Origin of the sequence: Mycobacterium sp. smrl_JER01, assembly GCF_048513595.2 — a bacterium.
Lineage (GTDB): Bacteria > Actinomycetota > Actinomycetes > Mycobacteriales > Mycobacteriaceae > Mycobacterium.
This window is the reverse complement of the sequence record NZ_JBLXXK020000001.1, coordinates 5,122,729-5,137,173: the sequence shown is the minus strand read 5'-3', so window position 1 is coordinate 5,137,173 and position 14,445 is coordinate 5,122,729. Positions and strand designations below refer to the sequence as shown.

Below are 14,445 nucleotides of genomic sequence, written 5' to 3'. Positions count from 1 at the left end.
CATGAATACTCACACCCATGTGGTGGGCATCACAAGGGAGGGGTAGGAGATGAGCACGCAACACGATGCGCGGCCGGACGGGCCGGGGTCGATCACGACCGGTCTCAAACGGGTGGTGGTCGCCTCAATGGCGGGGACCGTCGTCGAGTGGTACGAGTTCTTCCTGTACGCGACCGCGGCGACGCTGGTGTTCAACAAGGTGTTCTTCGCGGAGGGCACCAGTGAGGCGGCCGGCCTCATCGCGGCGTTGCTGACCTACGCGGTCGGTTTCGTCGCCCGGCCCCTCGGCGGCGTGGTGTTCGGCCATTTCGGCGACAAGTACGGACGTAAGAAGCTGCTGCAGTTCGCCATCCTGCTGGTCGGCGCGGTCACCTTCCTGATGGGCTGTCTGCCCACCTACGCCCAGATCGGCGTGTGGGCGCCTATCCTGCTCGTCTGCCTGCGCTTCCTCCAAGGTTTCGCGGTCGGCGGGGAGTGGGGTGGCGCCGTCCTACTCGTCGCCGAACACAGCCCGGACAAGCAGCGGGCCTTCTGGTCGAGTTGGCCGCAGGCGGCCGTCCCCGTCGGCAACATGCTCGCCACCGTCGTCCTTCTGATTCTGACCGGAGTCCTGCCCGAAGACGCCTTCATGTCCTGGGGTTGGCGCGTGGCCTTCTGGCTGTCGGCGGTCGTGGTGCTGATCGGGTACTACATCCGTACCAAGGTCACCGATGCGCCGATCTTCATCGCCGCACAGGAGGAGGTCGACCGGGTCAAGTCCGTCTCCTACGGTGTGGTCGAAGTGCTGAAGCGTTACCCGCGCGGCGTTTTCACCGCCATGGGACTGCGTTTCGCCGAGAACATCATGTACTACCTGGTCGTCACCTTCTCCATCGTCTACCTCAAGACCCACGTCGGCGCTGACACCAGCGACATCCTGTGGTGGCTGCTGGTCGCGCACGCCGTGCACTTCCTGGTCGTTCCGCAGGTCGGCCGCCTGGCTGACCGGTACGGACGCCGGCCGGTGTACATCGTCGGTGCGGTCCTGGCTGCCACGTGGGGCTTCTTCGCGTTCCCGATGATGAATTCCGGCGACTACCTGTTGATCCTCGGCGCGGTCATCCTGGGCCTGGTGATCCACGCCTTCATGTACGCACCGCAGCCGGCGATCATGGCCGAGATGTTCCCGACCCGTATGCGGTACTCCGGTGTCTCCCTTGGCTATCAGGTCACCTCCATCGTCGCCGGCTCGTTGGCCCCGGCGATAGCCACCTGGCTGCTCGACAGGTACGGCACCTGGATTCCGATCGCGGTCTACCTGGCCGGTGCCGCCGTGATCACCTTGGTCGCCGCCTGGTTCACCCGAGAGACCAACGGACTCGACCTGCACTCCCTCGATGAGGCCGACCGCGAACAGCTGGTCAAGGCGGGGCTGTTGTGAGCGGTCTGGCAGGTCGGACCGCCGTGGTGACCGGCGGCGCCGGTGGTATCGGAGCGGCGTGCGCTCGGGCTCTGGCCGAACAGGGCGCGACGGTCACCGTCGCCGACATCGACGAGCTCGCGGCGAAGACGGTGGCCCAGGAGATCGGCGGCACCGCGTGGACGCTGGACCTCCTCGACGTCGAGGCACTGGAGGGCCTGCAGCTGGAGGCCGACATCCTGGTCAACAACGCCGGTGTGCAGAACATCGCCGCGATCGCCGAGTTCCCGCCCGAGAAGTTCCGGACCATGCTGGCGCTGATGGTCGAGGCACCGTTTCTGTTGATCCGCGCCGCCCTGCCGCACATGTACCGCAACGAATTCGGCAGGATCATCAACATCTCGTCGATCCACGGACTGCGCGCGTCCCCGTACAAGGTCGCCTACGTCACCGCCAAGCACGCGCTGGAAGGTCTGTCCAAGGTGACGGCGCTGGAGGGCGGGCCGCACGGTGTGACGAGCAACTGCATCAACCCGGGCTACGTGCGGACCCCGCTGGTGACCAAGCAGATCGCCGACCAGGCCAGAACCCACAACGTGGACGAGGCGCAGGTGGTGTCTGACATCCTGCTCAAGGAGAGCGCGGTGAAGCGCCTCGTGGAGCCGGAGGAGGTGGGCGCGTTGGTGACGTGGTTGGCATCGCCGTTGGCGGGCATGGTGACCGGAGCCTCGTACACCATGGACGGCGGATGGAGCGCGCGGTGACGGTGACCTCAGAAGCGCAGTGGACGCCGACGCCCCAGGACATCGCCGACGCTCAGGTCACCGCCTTCGCCCGGTTCGTCGCAGAACGCACCGGGCGAACCTTCGACGACTATCACGCGCTGTGGCAGTGGTCGGTCGAGGACACCGAGGGCTTCTGGGGCGCGTTGTGGGACTACTTCGAGCTCGGTGAGCGCGCCGAGGTCCTGGCGGACGCGGAAATGCCCGGGGCCCGGTGGTTTCCGGGCGCCACGTTGAACTATGTCGATCAGGTCTTCCGCAACGCCCGTACCGACCGGCCGGCGATCATCGGCGTCGGTGAGGACGGTGCCGATCGTGAGGTCTCCTGGGCCGGGCTGCGGGAGCGCACCACGGCGTTCGTCGAACGGTTACGCGCTGCGGGGGTCGGACCCGGCGACCGGGTGGTCGGCTACCTGCCCAACATTCCCGAGGCGGTCATCGCGTTTCTCGCCACGGCCGCCATCGGTGCGGTATGGAGCGCGTGCGGGCAGGACTACTCGGCCAAAGCGGCGCTGGACCGTCTCGGTCAGTTGGAGCCCAAGGCGCTGGTCGCCGCCGAGGGTTACCTGTACGGCGGGACGTACCGTGACAAACGTGCCGACGTGCAGGCACTGGCCGACGGTCTGCCGACGCTCACGGCCACCTTCACCGTCGATGACCTCGCAGCACGCAGTCACGCTGCGCTCGAACCCGTGCAGGTTCCGTTCGAGCACCCGCTGTGGATACTGTTCTCCTCCGGAACCACCGGTCTGCCCAAGGGCATCGTGCACGGCCATGGTGGCGTGGTACTCGAGCACCTCAAAGCCGCGGCCCTACAGTCCGACATCGGGCGTGCCGACACCTTCTTCTGGTACACCAGTCCCAGTTGGATGATGTGGAACTTCCAGGTGGCCGGACTACTGGTTGGCGCGACCATCGCGTGTTACGACGGCAGCCCCAGTTCGCCGCGACCGGATGCGTTGTGGGAAATCGCCGCGCGGGTCGGTGCCACGGTGCTGGGGACCAGCCCGGGCTATGTCCTGGGATGCATCAAGGCCGATGCCGAACCCGGTCGTACACACGATCTTTCGGCGCTGAGAACGGTGGGGATCACCGGATCGTCACTGCCGCCGTCATCCTCATTGTGGCTGCGCGACCATGTCGGCGTCCAGGTGGCCTCGATCAGCGGCGGCACCGACGTGGTGTCGGCCTTCATCGGCGGGGTACGCACTGTTCCGGTGTGGCCCGGTGAGCTGTCGGCACCGTTCCTGGGCGTCGCGCTCGATGCGTGGGATGAATCGGGCGAACCGGTGCGCGGCAAGGTCGGTGAGCTCGTGGTCACCAAGCCGATGCCGTCGATGCCGGTGGCGTTTTGGAACGACGCCGATGGTGGCCGTTATCGGGCTGCCTATTTCGACATGTTCCCGGGGGTGTGGCGGCACGGTGACTGGATCACCATCACCGACCACGGCAGTGTCGTCGTGCACGGCCGCTCCGATTCGACCCTGAACCGGCACGGAATCCGGATGGGAAGTGCCGACATCTACCAGGCGGTGGAGAGCTTGCCTGAGGTGGCCGAGGCCTTGGTCATCGGCGCCGAGCAGCCCGACGGCGGCTACTGGATGCCGCTGTTCGTGGTACTCGCCGACGGTGGCGAACTGTCAGACGAGCTGCGCGACCGCATCAACGACACCATCCGCCGCGAAGTGTCGCCTCGCCATGTGCCCGACGAGATCATCGTCGCCCCGGCGATTCCGCACACCCGCACCGGAAAGAAGCTCGAGGTGCCGATCAAAAAGCTCTTCCAGGGCGGCGATCCGGCCAAGGTCGTCGAGCGCAGCGCTGTCGACGACCCCGCACTGCTCGACTGGTATGCCACGCAGCGTCGAAGCTGATCTCCGGCGGCACTGGTTCGAGCGGTACCGATGCGCTGCGTTCAGCGCAGGGTCAGATCCTGTGCCTCACGGTAACGATCGAGCACCTGCGGGGTGGGCTCGGACTGGTACACCGCCGCCTCGCCGGCCGACCATTGCGGTGCACTGTCTTGCGCGGACAGCACCCATGCCGCCTGCCGGGCCGCGCCCAACGCGACGTACTCGGCCGGCGTCGGCACCTGCACCGCCGTGCCGAGCACGGCGGGCGAGATCCTGCGGACCGCTTCGGACCGGGCGGCGCCGCCGACCAGGATGACTCGTTCGGTCTCGACGCCCTGCGTGCGAATCTTGTCCATGCAGTACGCCATCGAGCTGAGCAACCCCTCAACGGCGGCACGGGCGATGTTGGCAGGGTTGAGGTTTCGGGTGGTGACACCGTGCAGTGCACCGGCCGCCCGGGGCAGGTTCGGTGAGCGCTCACCGTCGAAGTACGGCACCACCACCAGGCCGTCGGCGCCGGTGGGGGCCGACAACGCGAGCCGGTCGAACTCGGCGAAGTCCACCCCCAGCATTTCGGCGACCGCCGCCAGCACCGGCGCGCCGTTGAGAGTGCACACCAGCGGTAGCTGACGTCCCGTCGCATCGGCGAACCCTGCGACGATACCCTCCGGGTCGTGCGGTGCGGCCTGTCCCACCGCACTCACCACCCCTGAGGTCCCCAACGACATCACGCAGTCCCCGGCCGCCGCGCCCAGCCCCAGCGCGGCGGCGGCGTTGTCGCCCGCGCCGGGGCCCAGCACGAAGCCCTGCGGCGTGGAACCGGCGCTCTCGCTCGGTCCGAGCACTCGCGGAACGGTGGGCCGCCGCCCTCGCATCGCCAGCTCAAGAAGATCATGCTGATAGTCCCCGGTCTCGGCTGAGAAGTAGCCGGTGCCGCTCGCGTCGCTCCGGTCGGTGTACAGGTCTGCGATGTCGGATGAACCCGTCAGCCGCCAGGTCAGCCAGTCGTGCGGAAGGCACACCGCCGCAGTCTTGTCCGCGTGGTGCGGCTCGTGATCAGCCAGCCATCGCAGCTTGGCTGCGGTGATCGAAGCCACCGGGACGACTCCGATACGATGTGCCCACGCGTCTGGCCCCCCCAGCTCCTCGACGAGTTGCAATGCCGCTTCGGCAGATCGAGTATCGTTCCACAGCAACGCATCTCGGACCACCTGTCCGGAAGAGTCGAGACAGATCATGCCATGCTGCTGTCCTCCGACCGCCACGGCGGAGACATCATCGAACCCTCCCGCCGCGGTGATGGTGTGCTGCAGCGCATCCCACCACAGCGCCGGGTCGACCTCGGTGCCGCCCGGGTGTGGGGAGGATGCCGAGCGCACCACGGTGCCGGTGTCAGCTTCGCAGATCACCACCTTGCATGACTGGGTCGACGAGTCCACTCCGGCTACCAGGGTCATTTCAGTATCTTCCGGGATCTGCGAGAACGGGTGCGAAGGCCAACTCGGCGGCGCCGATGACCAGGGTGTCGGAACCGAGGGTAGCGGGCACGACCCGCACCATGGCGCGGGGAGCCGCCATGGTGCGGCGGGCCAGTTCGCCGCGCAGCGTCGATGCGGCGAAAGCGGGGAAGACGCGCAGGAAACCCCCGAGGACGATCAATCCGGGGTTCAGCATGTTGACCGCGTTACCGAGCGCGATGGCCAGTGCGCGCGCCTGCCGGTTCAGCACATCGCGTTCGGCGCTGTTCTGCGAGGAATCTCCGTCGATTCGTCCATGGTCCAGTTCGTTCAGCAGCCCGGCCAGTGGCGCCTGGGTCACCTCGGTCTCAAGGCAGCCGACACTGCCGCAGTGGCACGGTTCGCTGCCACCGACGAAAGTGTGTCCGAGCTCGCCGGCGTAGCCCGCGACGCCTTCGAGCAGCCCGCCTGCCACCACGAAGCCGGCCCCGATACCGCTGGGGCCGCCGTTGACGTAGATGAGGTGCTCGGCGGCGTGGTGATTGCCGAAAAGGTGCTCGGCGATGGCTCCGACGTTGGCATCGTTGGCTGCATGCACCGGCAGATCCACTGCAGCGCTGAGCATCTGGCCGATCTCGACATCATGCCAGTCGAGGTTGGGTGCCAGCTGGACCGCCGACTCCCGGCCGTGGACGAGTCCGGGTACCGCTACGCCGACCGCGGTCACCTCCTGCTCGTCGCGAAGGTTTCGTCGGATCCGGCCGATGGCGTCGCCCGCGATGGCGACGGTGTCCGCCGGCGTCGGAACGCGGTCGGTGGCGCAACGCACGGTGTCACGGACCTCACCGCCCATCGACACCAGTCCGACCGTCACGGCATCGACTTCGGGGGTGACCGACACCGCCAGGATGCGGTCACCCGGCCGCACGATCGGGCTCGGTCGCCCGACCTGCGACACCGACGGCGCCGGTGATTCGGCCACCAGACCACGGGCTGCGAGCTCCTCGACGAGGTCCTTGGTCGTGGACCGGGACAGCCCGGTGTGGCGGGTCAACTCCGCGCGGCTGATGGCGCGGTGCCGGTGGACGAGGGTGAGAACGCTGGACAGATTGCGCCGGCGGACATCGTCGGTGCTGGTTCCGACGCGGCTTCCGCGATGGCTCTCCGTCGCCCTCACCGCACGCACCGCCCCTCACGCTTGGGCCTTGACAGTGTCACAGGCCACATTTTATGTTCGACACCAGAACAAAACCATATCTCATCGCCTCTTGGAGTATCCCGATGACTGTGCTGGCGTCCACCGCCCCTGCATCCGACGCGCTGACCCCCAGCCGTGAGGACAAATTCTCGTTCGGACTGTGGACGGTCGGATGGCCGGGCGCCGACCCGTTCGGTGTCGCCACCCGGCCCGCGCTCGATGTGGTGGAAGCCGTGGACCGGCTGGCCGAGCTGGGCGCCTACGGCCTCACGCTGCACGACGACGACCTGTTTGCCTTCGGGAGTACCGACGCCGAGCGGCGTCGGGCGATCGACCGCCTGGTCGCTGCGATGAATGCCTCGGGTCTGGTGGTGCCGATGGTGACCACCAACCTGTTCACCCAGCCGGTGTTCAAAGACGGCGGCTTCACCAGCAATGACCGCCAGGTGCGCCGATATGCGCTGCGCAAGGTCCTGCGCAATGTCGATCTGGCCGCTGAACTCGGCGCCGAGACCTTCGTGATGTGGGGCGGCCGTGAGGGCAGTGAGTACGACTCCGCCAAAGACGTCCGTGCTGCCCTGGAGCGGTACCGTGAAGCGCTGAACCTGTTGTGCCGGTACGTGATCGACCAGGGCACTGCACTCAGGTTCGCGATCGAGCCGAAACCCAACGAGCCGCGTGGGGACATCCTGCTGCCCACCGTCGGCCACGCGCTGGCATTCATCGAGACCCTGGACCACCCCGAGATGGTCGGGGTCAACCCGGAGACGGGCCACGAACAGATGGCCGGTCTGAACTTCATGCACGGTATCGCCCAGGCGCTCTACAGCGGCAAGTTGTTCCACATCGACCTCAACGGTCAGCGGGGCATCAAGTTCGACCAGGACCTGGTGTTCGGCCACGGCGACCTGGTCAACGCCTTCGCTCTGGTGGATCTCCTCGAGCACGGTGGACCCGACGGTGCGCCGGCCTACGACGGTCCCCGCCATTTCGACTACAAACCCAGCCGCACCGAAGACATCGACGGGGTCTGGGCCTCGGCGGCGGCGAACATGCGGATGTATCTGCTGCTGCGCCAGCGGGTGGCGGCGTTCCGGTCCGACCCGGACGTCCACGAGGCGATGGCGAGAGCCAGGGTTTCCGAGCTGCGCCGCCCGACGCTGGGCGATGGCGAGACCTACGCGGACCTGCTGGCCGACACCGCGGCGTTCGAGGAGTTCGACACCGACTCCTATTTCGGGGCGAAGGGCTGCGGCTTCGTGGCACTGCACCAGTTGGCCATCGAGCACCTGATGGGCGCCCGATGAGCACTGCATCGAAATGGACGTTCAGGCCGCGCCGGTGACCTGGATCACGTTATATGTATAAGCAGACAACAAATACTGAACCTGACCGTCCGGAGGGATCTTCGTGAAGCGAACCAGCACTTTGCTCGTCACCGCAGCCGTCGGTGTCGGCCTGACCATGACCGCGTGCGGATCCAACTCGGACTCGGGGTCTCCCGACGCCCAGGGCGCCGGCAAGGTCGGCGTCATCCTGCCGGACACCAAATCCTCGGTCCGGTGGGAGACCAAGGACCGTCCGGCGCTGGAGGCTGCATTCCAGAACGCCGGTGTCGACTACACCATCCAGAACGCCGAAGGGTCCGCCGACACGATGGCGACCATCGCCGACGGCATGATCGCCGACGGTGTCACCGTGCTCGCCATCGTCAATCTCGACTCCGACAGTGGGGCGTCGATCCAGGAGAAGGCCGCGACACAAGGCGTGAAGACCATCGATTACGACCGTCTGACGCTCGGCGGTTCGGCAGATGTCTACGTGTCGTTCGACAACACCAAGGTCGGCGAACTCCAGGGACAGGGCCTGGTCGACTGCCTCGGTGGCGAAGCCGCAAACGTGGTGTTCCTCAACGGTTCTCCGACCGACAACAATGCGACGCTGTTCAGCGACGGCGCGCACTCGGTGGTCGACGCCACTCCGTCGATCACGATCGTCGGCGAGCAGGCGGTGCCGGACTGGGACAACGACACTGCCGTGACGATCTTCGAACAGCTCTACACCGCGGCAAACGGGCGCGTGGATGGTGTGTACGCCGCCAACGACGGCCTCGCCGGATCCGTCATCTCCATTCTGGAGAAGAACGGTCGCGCCGGTCAGGTCCCGGTCACCGGACAGGATGCGACGGTGGAGGGGCTGCAGAACATTCTGGCCGGAACACAGTGCATGACGGTGTACAAATCGGCCACCGAGGAAGCCAACGCTCTCGCCGACGTCGCCATCGCGCTCGCCAAGGGTGAGCAGCCCGAGACGACCAGCAAGTCGCGGGACGATACCGGTGGCCGCGACGTACCCTCGGTGCTGCTGACGCCGAAATCGGTCACCAAGGACAACGTCGATGTCGTGTTCGGCGACGGTGGTCAGTCCAAGGACGAAGTCTGCGCCGGCCGATTCGCGCCGATGTGCTCCGCCGCGGGAGTGTGATGAGCGCCGAAACTCCCATCCTCGAATTGCGGGGTGTCAACAAGAGTTTCGGCGTGGTCCATGTTCTCCACGACGTCGACTTCTGTGTGTACCCCGGTCAGGTGACCGCGCTGGTCGGTGACAACGGCGCCGGTAAGTCGACGCTGGTCAAGGCGATCGCCGGCATCCACCCCATCGACAGCGGAGCCTATCTGTTCGAGGGCAAACCGGTCAGCGTGCGGAGCCCCAACGACGTCGCCGAGCTCGGCGTCGAGGTCGTGTATCAGGATCTGGCGCTGTGCGACAACCTCGACATCGTCGAGAACATGTTCCTGGGTAGGGAATTGAAGAGCAGAGGGATGCTCGATGAGGCCCGGATGGAGACCATGGCCCGGCAGGCTCTGACCTCGCTGTCGGTTCGTACGGTCAAATCGGTGCGGCAACCGGTGTCGAGTCTGTCCGGTGGTCAACGCCAGACTGTGGCGATCGCGAAGTCGGTGCTGTGGAACTCCAAGGTCGTGCTGCTCGACGAGCCCACCGCCGCGCTCGGAGTCGCTCAGACCCGGCAGGTGATCGAGTTGGTGCGCAGGCTCGCCCACCAAGGTCTGGGTGTCGTGCTGATCTCGCACAACATGGCCGACGTGTTCGAGGTCGCCGACCGGATCTGTGCGCTCTACCTGGGCAGGGTGGCGGCGGAGGTCAAGGCTTCGGAGGTTACCCACGGCCAGGTGGTGGAACTCATCACCGCCGGCCGCTCGGGCAGTCTCGGCCTGGCGCCCACGCAGGCCGCCGAGTCGATGTAGGTCCCGGTGTATCCCCGAGACACAGATGAGGACGTCGAAATGAGAACTGTCAGCTCTGATCCGGATGTCACGCTGGCTGACGCGGACTTCTCTGCCGACTCCCGCACCGTGGCGACTTTCGGCGACGCGGTCCGCGGCTACCTGCAACGCGTCCGGGGCGGCGACATGGGTTCGCTGCCGGCGGTGCTGGGCCTTGTGGTGTTGTTCGTGGTTTTCGGTCTTGCCAACGATCGGTTCCTGTCGGCATTGAATCTGGCCAACCTGATCACCCAGGCCGGGTCGATCTGCGTGCTGGCGATGGGGTTGGTCTTCGTGTTGCTGCTCGGCGACATCGACCTTTCGGCCGGAGTCGCCGGTGGTGTGTCGGCGTGTGCGATGGCGCTGATCGTGGTGAACCTGAGCTGGCCCTGGTGGGCTGCCCTGCTGGTCGGAGTCTCGTGCGGCGCACTGATCGGACTGTGCATAGGATTGTTGCGCGCCAAGCTCGGAATCCCGTCGTTCGTCGTGACATTGGCGTTCTTCCTCGGACTGCAGGGAGTGACGCTCAAGCTCATCGGCGAGGGTGGTTCGGTGCGGGTGGACGACCCGGTGGTCCGCGGTTTGACCATCAGCAACCTACCGGTGACCGTCGGCTGGACGATCGCGGCTGTGGTCGTGCTCGGATTCGCCGCGCTGGAGTTCCATCAACATCGCCGCAAGACCGTCCTGAATCTGTCGCACTCGCCACTCGGTGTGGTTGTCGCACGGGTGTTCACGGTGGCCGCGGTGGTGCTGGGCGTCACCTACGTCATGAGCGTCAACCGCAGCGTCAACGCCAATGTGGAGATCCGCGGGATCCCTTATGTGCTGCCGTTGATCCTGGTGTTGCTGATCGCGATGACCGTGGTGCTGCGGCGGACCTCCTACGGCAGGCACATCTACGCAGTGGGCGGCAACGCCGAGGCGGCACGCCGCGCCGGGATCTCGGTGGACCGCATCCGGGTGTCGGTGTTCATCGTCTGTTCGTCGCTTGCCGCGGTGAGTGGGATCATTGCGGCGTCCTACGCCGGTAAGGTGTCGGCGGCATCCGGCGCAGGGAACACACTGCTCTACGCGGTGGGCGCCGCCGTCATCGGTGGCACCAGCCTCTTCGGTGGGAAGGGGCGCGCCATCGACGCGGTGATCGGCGGCGTCGTCGTCGCCACGATCGCCAACGGCCTCGGCCTGTTGAATCAGTCCTCGTACATCAACTTCCTGGTGACCGGCGGCGTGCTGCTGCTGGCCGCCAGTGTGGACGCGATCTCCCGTCGCAGGCGCTCCACCACCGGGCTGAGTTAAAACCCAGCGGCATATCGCTTTTCAGCCATTCTTGCCTTTCATGCGTGCGCCGACGGTTGTCCCTGCCCACGCGATAACGTGCCCGCAGACCGGCGCATCAGGTCAGCCACGAACCGATGCGGTGCAATGCCTCGTCGAGGTCGCGGGACGGACCCGCGAAGGACAATCGGACGAACGCGCCGCCACGGACGGTGTCGAAGTCGACGCCGGGGGCGATCGCCACCCCGGTGTCATTGAGCAGCTTTGCGCAGAACGACAGCGAGTCGGTCGTGAGGTGAGACACGTCGGCGTAGACGTAGAACGCGCCGTCGGCCGGTGCCAGCCGGTCGATGCCGTGCGCGCGCAGCCCGTCGAGCAGCAGCGCCCGGTTCGTGGCGTATCCGTCGAGCAGTGATTCGGCCTCGGCGATGGACTCGGGGGTGAACGCCGCGATGGCGGCGGCCTGTGGCAACGCGGGCGGACAGATGGTGAAGTTCCCGGTCAAGCGATCCACCGCGCGTTTCAGCTCGTCAGGCACCAGCAACCAGCCCAGCCGCCATCCGGTCATCGCGAAGTACTTCGAAAAGCTGTTCACCACAACGGCTTCCCGCGATGTCTCCCATGCGCAACTGGTCGCCGGAGCACCCGGGTAGACCAGCCCGTGATAGACCTCGTCACTGATCAGCCGGACTCCGGATGATGCGCACCACGCCGCGATCGCGGCGAGCTCCTGCGGGTCGATCACCGTCCCGGTCGGGTTTGCGGGGCTGGCGACGATCACACCCGACACCGGCGGGTCCAAGTCGGTGAGCATCTGCAGCGTCGGTTGAAATCGGGTTTCGGGACCGCAGGGCAACTCGACTACTTCACAACCCAACGCTGACAGGATGTTGCGGTAACACGGATAGCCCGGGCTGGCGATCGCCACACGGTCGCCGACGTCGAAACAGGCCAGGAAAGCCAGCAGAAACCCGCCCGAGGAACCGGTGGTGACCACGACGTTGTCGGGATCGACCGCGATCTGGTGCCGCGCGGTGTAGGCGTTCGCGATCGCTTCGCGCAGCTGCGGGATCCCCAATGCGACGGTGTATCCGAGGTCGTTGCCGTGCAACGCTGCGATGGCCGCATCGCGCACGGCCGCCGGGGCGCCGGCACTGGGCTGCCCTGCGGAAAGGTTGACCAGGTCACCGTGGGTGCGTTGACGTTCCGCGGCGGCCAGCCACACGTCCATTACATAGAACGGCGGAACACCCGAGCGTTGTGAAACCGACACAGTCCTAGGCTAGAACACCTCGGCGTCGAGGCGGCGCAGCTGCTGCCGCGGTGGCCCGAACAGTTGGGCGCTGCCGTGCGCGCGCTTGAAATACAGCTGAATGTCGCTCTCCCAGGTGATCGCGATGCCGCCGTGCATCTGCACGGCTTCCGCGGCGACCTGCGAGAAGGCTTCAGTGGCAGCCAGCCGGGCCAGCGCGGCCCCTGCGGGCGACGGGGCGGCCGCCGCCTCGTCGACAACTGCCTTGGCCGACTGCACGGCAACGTACAGGTCGGCCATCCGGTGCTTGAGCGCCTGAAAGCTGCCGATCGGACGGCCGAACTGCACGCGGTCCTTGGTGTACTGGACGGTGAGATCGAGGCAGCGCGATGCGGCGCCGATCTGTTCGGCCGCCAGCAGGATCGCCGCGGTGTCGGCCAACCCGGGGTCGGGTCCGAGCTGCGCGGTCTCCGTCGCCGCCACCGCGGCCAGCGGCCGGGTGATGTCCATTGCCACCGCCGGGGTCGCGGTGAACGCCGTCCAGTGCGTCAGGGTGGCTCCGTCGGCGGCGATGACCACGTCGGCGATGGTGCCGTTCAGCACGTACGCGGGGTCGAACACGACCGTCCCGATGGCGGTGCCCTCGGCCAGACCGGCGAGCAGCTCGGCGTCGGGTGCATCGGTGGACAGCAGCGCCAGCTCGGCGAGTGTGGTGCCGAGCAGCGGCGTGGGCACCAGGCCCTTGCCCAGTTCCTGGAGAACTACTGCGGCGTCGGCGAGTTCACCGTCGGCACCGCCAAGATCCTCGGGGACGATCAGCGCGGCGGCACCCACCTGCTCGCACAGCATCTTCCACAACGATTCGTCATAACCACGCTCCGAGGCCGCCGCCTTGCGGACGGCTTCGGGCGAGGCGTGCTTGTCGACCAGAGCCGCGACGGTGGCGCGCAGCAGGTCCCGTTCTTCGCTCATTGTGTCAGTGCCTCCAACACTCGACGCCGGTGCCAGGTCGGGTCCCCCCACGCCGGCCGCAGCGCCTGCACGCGCAGCAGCAACAGGGACAGATCGTGCTCCTGGGTGAAGCCGATGGCGCCGTGCGTCTGCAGTGAGGATCGGGCCGACAGCAGTGCGGCATCGGCAGCGGCCACCTTGGCGGCGCTGACGTCGCGAGCGGTATCGCGCGAGTCCTCCGCCAGGGCCAGCGCCGCACCGTAGACCAGCGGACGGGCCAACTCGACCGCGATCATCACGTCGGCCAGCTTGTGCTTGATCGCCTGGTAGCTGCCGATGACGGTGCCGAACTGACTGCGCTGTTTGGCATACGAGACCGACGCGTCCAGCATCGCCTGCCCCGCCCCGATCAGCAGCGCGGCGGTGGCCAGCGCGCCGAATTCGAATGCGCGATCGGTGTCGGCGGGCTTGGGATCGGCGACGGGGCGGACCTCGAACAACCTCCGGCTGGGGTCCACCGACTCGTGCTCGGTTCCGCTGACCGCGTCGGCGACGGAGCCGTCGGCCGCGAGCAGGATGACACCCGCGGTGTCCGCGCTGACGGCACGCGGGACCATGGGAGGCGCGGCGACAGTGGCGACCAACTCGCCGGAAGCCAGCGCGGCGCTGCGCTCGCCCCAGTCCTGGTGACCGGCGAGCAGTGCGGGCGCCACGGCGATGGACTCGGCGACCGGACCCGGTACGTTCCATCGCCCCAGACGTTCCAGCGCCACGACCAGATCTACCGGATGGGCCTCGATACCGTCGAATTTCTCCGGCACCATCAGTGCGGTCACACCCAGGTCTGCCAGCTGTGCCCAGACTTTGCGGCCGGGTGCGGTGTCGCCTGCGCCCCACGCGCGCACGGCGGCGGGCACATCGGCGGCGCTGAGCGCGGCATCTATGCTGGCCGCGAAGTCGCGCTGCTGTTCGTCGATCTCAAAGTTCACGT

At 66.9% G+C, this 14,445-nt stretch carries 12 protein-coding genes; 7 read left to right on the top strand and 5 right to left on the bottom strand.

Annotated features, from left to right (window positions below; translation table 11 throughout):
• Window positions 1-49: 49 nt before the first annotated feature.
• The 3 genes from ACNUDN_RS24115 to ACNUDN_RS24105 are packed head-to-tail and all read left to right on the top strand — an operon-like array spanning window position 50 to window position 4,055.
• On the top strand, window positions 50-1,420 hold the full coding sequence (locus ACNUDN_RS24115; RefSeq protein WP_419124244.1) for an MFS transporter: 1,371 nt from the start codon (window positions 50-52) through the stop codon (window positions 1,418-1,420).
• Window positions 1,417-2,163, top strand: a complete 747-nt coding sequence (locus tag ACNUDN_RS24110; protein WP_419124243.1) for a 3-hydroxybutyrate dehydrogenase — start codon at window positions 1,417-1,419, stop codon at window positions 2,161-2,163. Before ACNUDN_RS24115 ends, ACNUDN_RS24110 begins: the two co-directional genes overlap by 4 nt.
• On the top strand, window positions 2,148-4,055 hold the full coding sequence (locus ACNUDN_RS24105) for an acetoacetate--CoA ligase (RefSeq protein WP_419124242.1): 1,908 nt from the start codon (window positions 2,148-2,150) through the stop codon (window positions 4,053-4,055). Before ACNUDN_RS24110 ends, ACNUDN_RS24105 begins: the two co-directional genes overlap by 16 nt.
• 41 nt (window positions 4,056-4,096) lie before the next feature.
• On the opposite strand, the gene xylB is transcribed toward ACNUDN_RS24105, so the two are convergent.
• The gene (gene xylB, locus ACNUDN_RS24100; RefSeq protein ID WP_419124241.1) at window positions 4,097-5,491 is read right to left on the bottom strand and encodes a xylulokinase; all 1,395 of its coding nucleotides are present in this window, start codon (window positions 5,489-5,491) and stop codon (window positions 4,097-4,099) included.
• Window position 5,492: 1 nt separating this feature from the next.
• Window positions 5,493-6,668, bottom strand: coding sequence for an ROK family transcriptional regulator (locus ACNUDN_RS24095; protein WP_419124240.1), 1,176 nt, complete (start codon window positions 6,666-6,668; stop codon window positions 5,493-5,495).
• Window positions 6,669-6,772: 104 nt separating this feature from the next.
• Here ACNUDN_RS24095 and xylA point away from each other — a divergent pair, with 104 nt between their 5' ends.
• From xylA to ACNUDN_RS24075, 4 genes are all read left to right on the top strand, one after another.
• A complete protein-coding gene (gene xylA / locus ACNUDN_RS24090; RefSeq protein WP_419124239.1) occupies window positions 6,773-7,996 on the top strand; it encodes a xylose isomerase in 1,224 nt (407 codons plus the stop codon).
• A 103-nt stretch (window positions 7,997-8,099) separates the two neighbouring features.
• Entirely contained in the window at window positions 8,100-9,173 is a 1,074-nt protein-coding gene (locus ACNUDN_RS24085; protein WP_419124238.1) for a sugar ABC transporter substrate-binding protein, read from the top strand.
• Complete coding sequence (locus ACNUDN_RS24080; RefSeq protein ID WP_419124237.1) at window positions 9,173-9,955, top strand: ATP-binding cassette domain-containing protein; 783 nt, start codon at window positions 9,173-9,175, stop codon at window positions 9,953-9,955. The genes ACNUDN_RS24085 and ACNUDN_RS24080 overlap by 1 nt, the downstream gene beginning before the upstream one ends.
• Before the next feature lie 39 nt (window positions 9,956-9,994).
• The gene (locus ACNUDN_RS24075) at window positions 9,995-11,272 is read left to right on the top strand and encodes a sugar ABC transporter permease (protein WP_419124236.1); all 1,278 of its coding nucleotides are present in this window, start codon (window positions 9,995-9,997) and stop codon (window positions 11,270-11,272) included.
• A gap of 97 nt (window positions 11,273-11,369) precedes the next feature.
• On the opposite strand, the gene ACNUDN_RS24070 is transcribed toward ACNUDN_RS24075, so the two are convergent.
• From ACNUDN_RS24070 to ACNUDN_RS24060, 3 genes are read right to left on the bottom strand one after another with little or no spacing between them, the layout of a single operon-like run.
• The gene (locus ACNUDN_RS24070) at window positions 11,370-12,482 is read right to left on the bottom strand and encodes a pyridoxal phosphate-dependent aminotransferase (protein WP_419125287.1); all 1,113 of its coding nucleotides are present in this window, start codon (window positions 12,480-12,482) and stop codon (window positions 11,370-11,372) included.
• Between the two features lie 51 nt (window positions 12,483-12,533).
• Window positions 12,534-13,475: an acyl-CoA dehydrogenase IpdE2 gene (gene ipdE2, locus ACNUDN_RS24065; RefSeq protein ID WP_419124235.1), complete on the bottom strand. Its 942-nt coding sequence runs from the start codon at window positions 13,473-13,475 to the stop codon at window positions 12,534-12,536.
• Window positions 13,472-14,443 carry an acyl-CoA dehydrogenase family protein gene (locus ACNUDN_RS24060; RefSeq protein WP_419124234.1) on the bottom strand — a complete coding sequence of 324 codons (972 nt, stop codon included), beginning with the start codon at window positions 14,441-14,443 and terminating at the stop codon, window positions 13,472-13,474. Before ACNUDN_RS24060 ends, ipdE2 begins: the two co-directional genes overlap by 4 nt.
• Between the last annotated feature and the right edge of the window lie 2 nt (window positions 14,444-14,445).